This is a genomic window from Paenibacillus sp. FSL R7-269 (genome assembly GCF_000517865.1).
Lineage (GTDB): Bacteria > Bacillota > Bacilli > Paenibacillales > Paenibacillaceae > Paenibacillus_AQ.
Genome location: NZ_ASPS01000140.1, coordinates 25052 through 37306 on the forward strand (window position 1 = coordinate 25052; position 12255 = coordinate 37306).

9 protein-coding genes are annotated in these 12255 nt (G+C 53.1%); 7 read left to right on the forward strand and 2 right to left on the reverse strand.

Annotated elements, in window-relative coordinates:
- Positions 1 to 10: 10 nt before the first annotated feature.
- Complete coding sequence (locus C162_RS32470) at positions 11 to 1363, reverse strand: MATE family efflux transporter (protein WP_036701991.1); 1353 nt, start codon at positions 1361 to 1363, stop codon at positions 11 to 13.
- A gap of 133 nt (positions 1364 to 1496) precedes the next feature.
- On the opposite strand from C162_RS32470, the gene C162_RS32475 reads away from it, so the two are divergent.
- Both C162_RS32475 and C162_RS32480 read left to right on the forward strand, forming a co-directional pair.
- Complete coding sequence (locus C162_RS32475) at positions 1497 to 2192, forward strand: TetR/AcrR family transcriptional regulator (RefSeq protein WP_036701993.1); 696 nt, start codon at positions 1497 to 1499, stop codon at positions 2190 to 2192.
- Between the two features lie 216 nt (positions 2193 to 2408).
- On the forward strand, positions 2409 to 5012 hold the full coding sequence (locus tag C162_RS32480; protein ID WP_036701995.1) for a beta-mannosidase: 2604 nt from the start codon (positions 2409 to 2411) through the stop codon (positions 5010 to 5012).
- A gap of 443 nt (positions 5013 to 5455) precedes the next feature.
- Here C162_RS32480 and C162_RS32485 read toward each other — a convergent pair whose 3' ends face one another.
- Entirely contained in the window at positions 5456 to 6373 is a 918-nt protein-coding gene (locus tag C162_RS32485; protein WP_036701996.1) for a DsbA family protein, read from the reverse strand.
- A 115-nt stretch (positions 6374 to 6488) separates the two neighbouring features.
- Between C162_RS32485 and C162_RS32490 the strand changes: the two genes are divergently transcribed.
- The 5 genes from C162_RS32490 to C162_RS32510 all read left to right on the forward strand — a co-directional run bounded on the left by C162_RS32490 (position 6489) and on the right by C162_RS32510 (position 12252).
- Positions 6489 to 6833, forward strand: a complete 345-nt coding sequence (locus tag C162_RS32490) for a winged helix-turn-helix transcriptional regulator (protein WP_083678192.1) — start codon at positions 6489 to 6491, stop codon at positions 6831 to 6833.
- Between the two features lie 121 nt (positions 6834 to 6954).
- Positions 6955 to 7449, forward strand: a complete 495-nt coding sequence (locus C162_RS32495) for a CYTH domain-containing protein (protein WP_036701999.1) — start codon at positions 6955 to 6957, stop codon at positions 7447 to 7449.
- A 197-nt stretch (positions 7450 to 7646) separates the two neighbouring features.
- Positions 7647 to 9035, forward strand: coding sequence for a threonine synthase (thrC, locus tag C162_RS32500; protein ID WP_036702001.1), 1389 nt, complete (start codon positions 7647 to 7649; stop codon positions 9033 to 9035).
- A gap of 1305 nt (positions 9036 to 10340) precedes the next feature.
- Positions 10341 to 11327: a Gfo/Idh/MocA family protein gene (locus C162_RS32505; protein WP_036702003.1), complete on the forward strand. Its 987-nt coding sequence runs from the start codon at positions 10341 to 10343 to the stop codon at positions 11325 to 11327.
- Between the two features lie 49 nt (positions 11328 to 11376).
- On the forward strand, positions 11377 to 12252 hold the full coding sequence (locus tag C162_RS32510) for a radical SAM/SPASM domain-containing protein (protein WP_036702005.1): 876 nt from the start codon (positions 11377 to 11379) through the stop codon (positions 12250 to 12252).
- Positions 12253 to 12255: the final 3 nt, after the last annotated feature.

Consider the following 12255-nt stretch of genomic DNA (forward strand, 5'->3'; position numbering starts at 1 on the left):
TTAGGTTTACTTAATGTACCAGACTCTCTAGTTCGGGCTGTAGCTTGTGCCGTAGGGCGTACAGCATGGCGGCACCGACCAGGAAGGCAGCGGCATCGGCAATGACCAGCGACCACACCACTCCATGGAAGCCATTCGTCTGGTTGGCGAAGAAGAGCACAGGAATCAGGGTGACCCCTTGAATAATCGACATTACGAACGCGGCTGTTCCCTGCGCGGTAGCTTGGAAGATCCCCATGAACAAGGTGGTCAGCCCTGAAATGAATAAGGACAAGAAGGTGACATGCAGAATGTAGCTGCCCATTTGAATCATTTGCGGGTCCTGGGTGAACAGACCGATCAGATGGTCGGATATCAGATAGACGATGATGCCGAATACGGCAGCCATGGCGGCCATCGCTTTTACCGTGAATCCGATGGTATGCTTCATGCGCAGCTTATCCGCTGTGAATGAGAAGGCAATGAGCGGCACCACTCCCTCGCACAATCCCATCAGAATAAACTCGGGAAATTGCAGCAATCTTGAGGATATCCCGTAAGCGGCTACAGCCGAATCTCCATATTCGATCAGGAACAGGTTGAAGATCAGCGACATGGCTCCCAGAAAGACACTCATGATAAAGACCGGAACGCCGATTTTGAACACATTGCTGAGAATATCCTTGGTGGCCTTGAACCATTTGAAGGAGATCGCCAGGAATTGGCTTTTGTAGCCCATATGGAAGGCGTAGTAGGCACTCGCAACCATGTTGGCAACAACCGTTGCCGACGCTACGCCAATTACACCCCAGTGGAGCACGAAGATGACCAGAGCATCGAGCAGGATATTAACCACCACGCTGAGCATCATCCCGATCATGGACACGATGGCTGCACCCTCGGAGCGGACCATATTCTCCAGCGTAAAGAACAACACAACAAACGGCGCGCCAATCAGCATGACTGTGACATAATCCTTCGTGAATCCATAGGAATCCGGCGTTGCCCCCAGACTGTGAAGGATCGGGCCGATCAGCGGTAGACCTGCGGCCATCACGAGGAGGCCAAGCAAGAGACTGCTGTAAAAGGCGAAGGAGGACACTTGCTTGACTTCATCATATTTGTGCTCGCCAAGCAGCCGCGAGATGTAGGTGCCGCTGCCGATCCCCACCAGATTGCCCAGTGCCATAATGATGGCGAACAGCGGTAAGGTCAGGGCGAGTGCGGTCAGCATGGCCGTATTGTGGAGAGTGCCCAGGAAATAGGCATTCAGAATCGAATAGATGACATTCATGGAGGTGCCTAACATCATGGGCACGGCGAAATGGGCGACAGCTTTGGTGATAGGTGCTTTTTCAAAATAATAAAGGTTTTCGGTATCCATTAGGGATCACTTCTTTCACTGATTTTTGTCAATCTAACGGCGTTAGATTGAACCTTACAGTGTTAGATGATATCATGAACCTAAGAGACTGTAAAGCATAAACTTACACTGTTAGATAAAAGGGCGGATAACGATGAAAAAAGCACAACCTCAAATCTCGGAGGACCGGATTCTGGAAGCTTCATGGGAGCTTCTTAAGGAGGGGGGCATCGAGAAATTCAGCATGCGGCGGCTGGCGGAACGGCTGGGCATTCAGGCTCCCTCGCTGTATTGGTATTTCAAGAGCAAGCAGAACCTCTACCAGCGGCTGTCCAACCACATCTCCAGAGTCATCCTGGAGGAGCACCGCCCGGAGGGCGACTGGAAGGAACAATTGACAGGATTTGCGGTAACGGTACGGAGCGTGCTCAGCCGGTATTCCTGTTCCACCCAACTTATGATGATGACACTGCCCCACGAGCCGGACATTATCCGGTTCAACAACCGGATGCTGCACTGCGTGGAATCCACGCCGCTTGAGGAGGCGCAGAAGGTGCAGGTGGTCACAACACTGGTGAACTTCGTGTTCTTCTTCGTGCTGGACGATTATGAGCATGAGCGAAATGTCGCTATGATGGCTAAGGAACAACAGGAGCCTCCGGGTGAGGAACTGCTTCGCCTGATGGAATCGATGAGCGATAAGGAGGTTGGGTTGTTCCGCAGGATGTTCAAGAACGGACTGTTCGAGCTGCTGGGGACTGACGGGGCCTTTGAATTCGGACTGAGGCTGATTCTGCTCGGGACGGAGCAGGTGATTAAGGAGCATGAAGAGCAGCATAAGCAGAAGTAAGCAGAAGTAAGCGCAGGGGAAGATAACAAAAATAACAAATGATACATTGGTGACTGGGGCTTAATATAGGGGGGCATGTGTTTGAGGGGTTCGATGAGATGTTTGTTTTGTTTGTATTGTAGCTACCTTGAATATTGTTATTGCTAACATTATTATAACAAAATATAATTAGGGTAGCTAAGCGCCGAAATGCGCAAAAACAGTATAGGAGGAACTATGAAACAACTACAAATCGACCTGTCGAACTGGGAGTTCAGAGCCTGCGGAGATGATGAATGGCTTACGGCTGTGGTACCGGGAACGGTGCATACGGATCTGCTGCGCAATGGCGTTATCGATCAGCCCTTCTATGGAACGAATGAACATGAGCTGCAATGGATTGATAAAAAGGACTGGGAATACAGAACCGGATTTGTATTAGAAGAGGCATGGCAGACGCTGGCGGTAACTGAGCTGGTGTTCGCCGGGCTGGATACGTATGCCGATGTGTATGTGAACGGGGTGCATGCCTTGTCCGCAGACAATATGTTCCTGTCCTGGACCGTGAATGTGAAGGGGCTGCTGCGGACAGGTAAGAATGAGCTCCACATCGTCTTCCGCTCGGTGGTGACTGAGGATCTGCCGAAGCTGGCGGCGCTGGGCTACGCGCTGCCTGCGCCGAATGACCAGTCTGAGTTAGGTGGTCTTCAGGAGCAGCGGATCAGTGTATTTGCCCGCAAAGCGCCGTATCATTACGGCTGGGACTGGGGCCCGCGATTTCTGACCAGCGGAATCTGGCGGGAAGCTATGCTGACGGGCCGTAACGTTGCGGCGATTGAGGATCTGTACATTCGCCAGCATGCAGTGAATGAGCAGGAGGCCCGGCTGACGGCCGTGATTGAAGCGGATGCACCGGAAGCATGGAACGGAATGCTGCGCGTGAGCACTGAAGGGCAGGAATGGATGAAGGCGGTTACGCTCGTTCCGGGCAAGCAGTCGATAGAGCTTGAACTGGTGATTGACCGCCCGCGCCTGTGGTGGTGCAACGGCCTGGGCACGCCGGAGCTGTACCATTTCCGTGCAGAGCTGCTGCAAGAAGCGCAGGTTGTAGCAGTATCGGAGGCAACGACGGGGCTTCGGGAAATGAAGCTGGTGCGTAAGCCGGATGCGCAGGGGGCGTCGTTCCATTTTGAGCTGAACGGGGTGCCGGTCTTCGCCAAGGGTGCCAATCATATCCCGAACGACAGCTTCATTACAGAGGTTACGGAAGAACGTTACCGCCATGAGATAGCCACGGCCGTGGAATCCAATATGAATATGCTGCGGGTGTGGGGCGGCGGATTCTATGAAGAAGAGGTATTCTACCGGCTGTGTGATGAATACGGGCTGCTGGTCTGGCAGGACTTCATGTTCGCCTGCAGCATGTATCCGGGGGATGAGGCGTTCCTGAATAATGTCCGCGCAGAAGCGGTATATAATGTCCGCAGATTGCGTAACCACCCGTGTATCGCGCTCTGGTGCGGGAACAATGAGATTGACTCGGCCTGGTCGCAGTATGAGGAGTACATGGGCTGGGGCTGGAAGGAGAAGCTGAATGCTGAGATCCGCCAGATCTTATGGGCTGCATATGAAGAGATTTTCCACCGGATTCTGCCGGAAGCCGTTGCTGCGAACCATCCGGGTATGGACTACTGGCCGTCTTCACCGCTGCGCGAGCTTACCGGTGCTCAGGATCAGCATGCCACGCGAATTAAGGGTGACGGGGATGTTCACTATTGGGGCGTCTGGCACGCCAAGGAGCCGTTCGAGAACTATAATCTCAAGGTGGGCCGCTTCATGAGCGAATACGGCTTCCAGTCCTTCCCGGAGCTGAAGTCGGTGCTGAGCTATGCAGAGGAAGCAGAGCTGGCGCTGGAATCGAAGGTAATGCTGGCTCATCAGAAGAATGGAGCGGGCAATCAGCTGATTAAGGAGTATATGGATATGTACCTGCCGCAGCCGAAGGATTTCCGGGGCTTCTTGTACATGAGCCAAGTGCTTCAGGCCGAGGCGATCCGCATGGCTATGGAGAGCCACCGCCGCAACAAGCCTTATTGCATGGGCACGCTGTACTGGCAGATGAATGACTGCTGGCCGGTAGCCTCCTGGGCGGGCATGGATTATTACGGGCGCTGGAAGGCGCTGCAATATACGGTGCGCCGCAGCTTCCAGGAGGTACTGCTGTCTGTAGACAGCACGGACGGGGAGAGCGTCAAGGTCTATGGGGTGTCTGACCGGAGGGAAGCCTTGGACGCAGAGCTGGTGCTGCGGCTGCATGATATCAGCGGCGTACTGCTGCGTGAGTGGTCGCAGCCGGTAACCCTTGCTGAGGATTCGTCAGCTGTGATCTTCACGCTGCCGCTGGCCGAAGTGCTGGAGGGCCGCGAGCCGGCTAGTGTGCTGCTGGTGGCCTCGCTGCTGGAGAGCGGGCAGATCGTGGAGCAGGGGACAGAGGCAAGGCAGGTGCAGGAACAAGGACCGGAGACAAGGCAAGTGCTGGAGCGCAAGGAGCATTACTTCGCGGCTGCCAAGGATATTCCGCTAAGCCAGCCGGTTATCACGGTGACAGAGGTACCGGGAAGCGGCGGGCAGAGCTTCACGCTGAGCAGCGATGTGCTGGCGCGGGGGGTTCATCTGACTGTAGAAGAAGAGGGCATCTTCTCCGATAATTACTTCGATCTGCTGCCGGGCGAGCCGAAGACGGTGGAGTTCTCGCTTAGAAGCAGCGGCAATGGAGGGGGCGACTTCATTCCGGCAGCTCCGACGGGGCTTGTGATCCGCTCGATGGCGGATTATATCTAATCAAGAACTCTCACGCAGATGCAGACACTTCCGCAACCGTGGACTTGCCCGCAACTATGATTCCGCTGCAGCCGGGATTCCTCTGCAGCGGGGATTCCTCTGCAGCGGGGATTCACCTCTGGAGCCGTGGCTCCCCTCACCCACAGCCGGCTTGCGGACTGACATGAACTTATTTGCTCATAAACTAATCTGATTTCTGTTCTTGCGGACTCAGAAGACCTTATTGTCTTACGGGCTGGCCGTTTCAAGGTGAAATTGCACGAATAGGGGCCCCTGAGTCCGAATGATAGTGAAAATCGGCTATTTAAGCCGGATAGCGGATTCTCAGTCCGCCATGAGCTGGGCATCATGCTTGGGTATATGGACATTATGATTCAGTATCATCCAACAAACAGCGGTCCTCCAATGACGGGGGACCGCTGTTTTTGAATACCCAGCCGTCTTCAGGCCGGTTCGATGAACATCTCACCCAGAATCTGCCGGGTGCGGTAAGCATGCGCAGGAAGCGCATCGGCGGTGAAGGCCTCCACCTCATCCTGCCCGATATCGTACATGGCCTCGATTTCTCTGGAGAAGAGAAGATGTCCTCCGGCCAGCAGCTCCGGCATAGCCGGTAGAGCAGCAGGAGCAAGAGGCTCAGGGATAAGCTGCTGCAAGGCGTCCACGTAGTTTTGCAGGGTACGGGACCCGACGAGCTTGATGCCTTGGTTCTCTTCATTGACCATGACAAGGGTCGGGAAGCCGCGTACGCCGAGCTGGGCTACCTTCTGGAAATCCTCCTCCAGCAGTTCCTGTGCCGCTTCCAGTCCTGCGGCCTGAACGATGTCATCGCCCGGTAATCCCAGACTATTCACAATATCCGTGAGTACCTCGTCTTCCCCGATATTCCGGTTGAAGACGAAGACGGCTTCTCTCGCGCTCCGCAAGTAGGCCAGCTCCTTCCCCGGATGTCTCTGCTGGATAACCTTGAATACTCTGGAGGGCGGATAAGAGGACATAATCGGATTGTGGAGCCATAGGGTGCCGTCAATAGGCATGCGGTAATGCTCTCCGACTTCCTTCCAGTGCCCCGCTACATCGGCTGGCTGCTGTATTCCATTCGCCTTGTCAGCAAAGCCATTCCAACCCGCTAATAACCCGCCCATTAGAGGCTGTAGTTCAAAGTACTTGCCATATTGCTGAATAAACCGGTTCAGGGTAGGCTCGATGGCCCAGCAGTGTGAACAGATCGGATCTGTCGCATAATAGAGAGTAACTTTGGGCTGCGGCTGCGGATTGAAATCTATAATTTGCGTATGCTCCTCGTCGCTGACCCCGCATACACCTGTCTTCAGATCACAGATCATAGGATTTGTATTCATAGCTGTTTACCTCACTTTCTTTTTTATAGTATGATTATAATATCTGGAATAATATTAACAAGTACTATTGTTTTTAATACCTGGTATATTTAATATACTGATGGAGGAATCCCCAATGAAATATGAGGTCGACTTAACGCAGATGTGCCCCGCCACCTTTGCTTTTCATGTCATCAGCGGGAAGTGGAATCTGCCTATCCTTGCTTTACTGAGCGAAGAGGGGCCGATCCGGTATAACGAGCTAAAAAGAAGGCTGAACGGCATCACCGGAACCACGTTAACGAACTGTCTCAAGGATCTTATCGACCACGGGATTATCCATCGTGAGCAATATCATGAGGTGCCTCCGCGCGTCGAATATTCGCTGACCCCCTCCGGGCAGGAGCTGGTCCCGTTAATTGAAGAGATCGTAGCTTGGGGAGCCAAAAACATTTATGTCCCGGGAGCAGGAAAGGCATAGGAATATTTTCCCCGTGAATCGGTTGTCTCCGGTTGACTTGCGTATGGCCCGCCCCTATGATGATAAATAATATGTAACATTAACGCTCGCACAATGCCCGCATACAGAGGAGAGAAACAGCATGGCTATGGAGATTGAACGCAAATTCCTGCTGCCGGAATACCCGGAGCGGCTGATTGAAGAAGGACAGCTGAAGGTGCTGACCCGTCACAGTATTGACCAGACCTATCTTGCGATTGAGGACGGGCAGGAGCTGCGGGTGCGAAAGATCACGGATCTGGACACGGGTGAGGTAACTTACACGCATACGTTCAAGGATGGCAAGGGCATCAGCCGCCAGGAGATTGAATATTCCATTTCCGCAGGCTTGTATAACCAGATGATTGAGGCTGTGAAGGCGATCCCGTTGGTCAAAACCCGCATTACAGGCGTATGGAACGACACTACGGTGGAGATTGATCTCTACACCCAGCTGGAGCTTACGGTGCTTGAGGTTGAGTTCGATTCGCTGGAGGAGGCGGAAGGCTTCGCTGCCCCGGAATGGTTCGGCCTGGATGTCAGCACAGAGAAGAAGTACAGTAACAAAACCGTCTGGAAAGAGCTTCAGGGCAAATAGGCCTGGTGAGCTTTTATCTAAAGATAGGAATTTGTATGCTTCGCGCTAAAATTATCCTTATCTTTCTCGCCGAAACGGTACCGTCCTTTAAAAAGACGGCAATGCCGTTTCCACTTGTGCGGAATCAGCGGACTTTAACGCGTAAACGTGGTACTATGTACAGTAAATAAAGAGGGGTTCAGGAGGATGAGACGGGTATGGAGTATATAAGCACAAGAGGCAAGGTAGCGGCCAGAGGCTTTATTGATACAGTTCTGATGGGGCTGGCGGATGACGGCGGGTTGATGGTGCCGGCTGAGATTCCGGTGATTTCCCCGGAGAAGCTGGAGGAATGGAGAAGCCTGAGCTTTCAGGAGCTGTTCCTTGAGATTTTCTCCTACTATACCAATGACGAAATTCCTTATGAAGATCTGCGCTCGATGGTCTACACCAGCTATGGCAACTTCCGCGCTCCGGAAGTTACGCCGCTGCACCGGGTGAACGATTCTCTATACGTGCTGGAGCTGTTCCATGGGCCGACGTTTGCCTTCAAGGATGTGGCGCTGCAGTTCATGGGCGAGCTGTATTCCTATATTGCCAAGGTGCGCGGTGAGATCATCCATATTCTCGGGGCTACCTCCGGCGATACCGGAGCGGCTGCGATTCAAGGAGTGCGCGGCAAAGAAGGGATCAAGATCTGTATCCTTCATCCGCACGGCAAGGTCAGCAAGGTACAGGAACTGCAAATGACCACCGTAGATGACAGCAACGTGCTGAATCTGTCTGTAGAAGGCAACTTCGACGATTGCCAGAAGATTATCAAGGAGCTGTTCGCCGATCTCGACTTCAAGGGACGGTATCACCTGCGGGCAATTAACTCCATTAACTTCGTGCGCATTCTGGCGCAGACGGTCTATTATTTCCATGCTTATCTGCAGCTTCCGGGAAGCGATCAGAAGAAGGTCAACATCAGCGTGCCTTCGGGTAACTTCGGTAATATTTTCTCAGGCTACCTGGCGCAGAAAATGGGTCTGCCGATCCACAAGCTGATCATCGCCACCAATGAGAACAACATCCTCGAACGGTTCGTGGTTACCGGTGAATACAAGCCGGGCAGCTTCACGGGCACCTACAGCCCGTCAATGGATATCCAGGTGGCGAGCAACTTTGAGCGCTATCTGTATTATCTGCTGGATGAGGATGCAGAGAAGCTGTCCGGGTACATGGCAGCCTTGCAGAGTGAGGGCGCAATTAAGGTGGAGGGCGAACTGCTGGCCCGGGTACAGGCGGATTTCTCCGCGCTGGGCGTGAAGAACGCACAGTGTCTGGAGATCATCAGCAAGTACCAGCAGGAATCCGGCTATCTGCTCGACCCGCATACGGCATGTGGCGTAGCCGCTTGCGAGAAGTTCAGTGCGCCGGATGAGATAAGCATTGCTTACGCTACAGCGCATCCGGCCAAGTTCGACGAGGCGATTGCCTTGACCGGCATCAAGCAGGAGTTCCCGGCGCCGATCGCCGCCCTGTTCGAGCTGCCGCAGCATCAGGTTGTAGTGGATCATGATAAGGCGGAGATCGTGCGCCAGCTTGTGGCCTTTTACGGGTAAAATAGCGAGCCGGGGCCAGACTGGCCCGTCCGCATTATGAAGACAGCCCCCGCCGGGATGAGCGGGGGCTGTTTGCTGTCGCTCGTATTGTGGGACACTGGATAGTGGGCGCACTGTTCGCTGTCGCTCGTATTGTGGGACACTGAATAGTACGCTCCGCTGTCCTCTCGTAGCGCATCAGTTGTGAATCTGTGAGAAGGATGTTAACTAATTGCTTACTGAGGGGTTTGTGTACCTTTTTGAAGGTGCGAGTGGGTAAATGCTTAAATGCAATCTGTACAACTAAATCGCCTGATTTGCCACTAAATTTCTGTTTAGCTGTATTTGGTGCAATTAAAAAATCTCTATAACTGCGTTCTCGCCCATTCGGGTGGATTTAGTTGTACAGACTACAGTTAGAAGATGAAATCCTTCCTATTCGCTGTTTTTAATTGCACAGACTACAACTATCTCCAAATGTTCGCTCTGCGCACAGTCATAGTCCAACATCTCAGTGCCCCAGTGCGCTAACTGCCTAACTGCCCAATGCCTAATGTCCAGTGCCCAGTGCCCAGTGTCCAGTGCTCAACTGCCATTGCGCTCTGCTCATTGCTTGCTCATTGCTCACCGCTCACTGCGCCTAACCCGCTTCCACCAGTCGGGTGATTGCATTATGTGCAATAGAAAGTCTTCAAAACACCTCGAAAATCGCTTCTATTGTATTTGATACAGCAGATTTATGGGAGAAGGCCTGCTACAGGCTCAAACTGCTAATTTTATTGTACGAAATACAGCAGAATGGCAAAACGGGGGCTTTACACGCGATTCTATTGTACGAAGTACAATTGCAGGCTCGGCTGTTAAAGTTAATGCAAGGCTAGTTGGAGTGGAATGGCTCTGTTGAAGTTAATGCAAGGCTAGTGGAGTGGAATGGCTCGGTGGGAGTTAATGCAAGGTTCGTTGAAGTAGAATGGCTCCACTGTGGGGTATGATTCTGCCTGGGGTTAATGCATGGATTCCAGGAGGTAACGGCTGGATCAATGGTCTCATAGTCTGAGAGGTGTTGGCCGAATGAAGGTGAATTCTGTGCTTATCCTCAGGTGCTTTTTTTCACAAGCGAAATCTAGCGGAATTTGTCGGAAATTACGGTATATAAGTGGACATACCTATCATGGAATGAGAAAATAGCAGGTATAGCTGACATTTCAAGTGGACACGGCTTTGCCATCCTTTTAGAGGACGCTACCGTTTCGGCATGAAATAGAAGGATAATGTATAACGTGAACATATAAATTCTATATATTTTGAAAAAGGACGGGATCATTCATGACTATTCGTTTCGGGGTTGTAGGGACTAACTGGATTACAGACCGCTTTGTGCAGGCGGGACTTGAGAATGAGGAGTTTCTGCTTACGGCCGTGTATTCCCGCACAGAGGAGAAGGGACAGGCTTTTGCCGCCAAGTATGCCGGGGCTTCGATCTATACGGATCTGGAGGCGATGGTATCAAGCGCAGAGGTGGACGCGGTCTATATCGCCAGCCCCAACTCGATGCATGCGGAGCATTCATTGATCTGTCTGAACCACGGCAAGCATGTGATTTGTGAGAAGCCGGCGGCCTCCAACAGCCGGGAGCTGAAGGAGATGATTGAAGCGGCGCGCCGCAATGATGTGCTGTTCATGGAAGCGATGAAATCCACGTTCATGCCGAATTTTGGTGTGATCCGGGATAATTTATATAAGCTAGGCCAAGTCCGGCGCTACTTCGCAGGTTATTGTCAATACTCTTCGAGGTATGATGCTTACCGTCAGGGGACGGTGCTGAACGCGTTCAATCCTGAATATTCTAACGGCTCTCTGATGGATTTGGGCATCTACTGCCTGTATCCGATGGTGGTCTTGTTCGGCAAGCCGGATACAGTGAAGGCGGCAGGCCTGATGCTTGCTTCGGGTGTGGACGGAGAAGGCAGTATGGTGATGCGCTACCCGGACATGGGGGCGGTCATTATGCATTCCAAGATTGCGGACTCCTATCTGCCTGCCGAGATTCAGGGAGAGAACGCAACAATGGTTATCGACAAGATTAACCAGCCCTATCAGGTCAAAATCCACTACCGCGACGGAACCGTCGAGGAGCTTACGCTCCCGCAGGTGTATGAGGCAATGTACTATGAGGTTGAGGAGTTCATTCATCTGCTGAAGAGCGGGCAGCGGGAGAGCGCGACCAACAGCCACGCCAATTCCCTGGCGGTGGCAGAGCTGATGGAAGAGGCGAGGGCCCAGATCGGCCTGCGGTATGCTTCGGATCTCTAGCGTAACGGGCAGCCTGGCCTGCATTATATATTGAAATGGGGAGCGGAACTTGAAGACGTTCAAAAAGGTGTACATCGAGATCACAAGCGTCTGCAACCTGGCCTGCAGCTTCTGTCCGCCCACGGAGCGGCAGAAGAACTTCATGAAGCTGGAGACGTTTGGTACCATTCTTGATGAGATCAAACCGCATAGCAATCATATCTATCTGCATGTCAAAGGCGAGCCGCTGCTGCATCCGAAACTGGGCGAGCTGCTGGATGCCGCACACGCCAAGGGCTTCAAGGTTAACATTACGACCAACGGCACGCTAATCCGTAAGGCGGGGCCGAAGCTGCTCGGCAAGCCGGCGCTGCGGCAGATGAACTTCTCGCTGCACAGCTTCGACGGCCATGCAGGCTCGGAGAACCGTGAAGGTTATCTTACAGAGATTATCCAGTTTGTCCGGGAGATCTCAGCTCAGGGCGTTATTGTCTCGTTCCGGCTTTGGAATCTGACAGAGGACAACCGGACGAATCTGGAGAAGGAGCGTAACCGCGAGACACTGGCTCTGCTGGAGGAGGCCTTCGGACTCGACTACAGGATCGAGGAGAAGGTCATCCCCGGCAGCGGCGTGAAGATTGCCCCGCGTGTGTACCTGAACCAGGACCACGAGTTCAGATGGCCCGCACTGCATGAGCCGGAGGATGACGGCAAGGGCTTCTGCCATGCGCTGCGCAGCCAGGCGGCGGTCCTGGTAGACGGCACCGTTGTGCCGTGCTGTCTGGATGGCGAAGGGGTGATCAACCTCGGCAATATTCATGAGCAACCGTTCTCCGAGATTGTCGAGGGGGAACGGGCGAATAATCTGTTCTATGGCTTCTCCCGCCGGGAGGCCGTGGAGGAGCTGTGCCGCAAATGCGGTTACCGGCAGCGGTTCGGCACCTAGCCG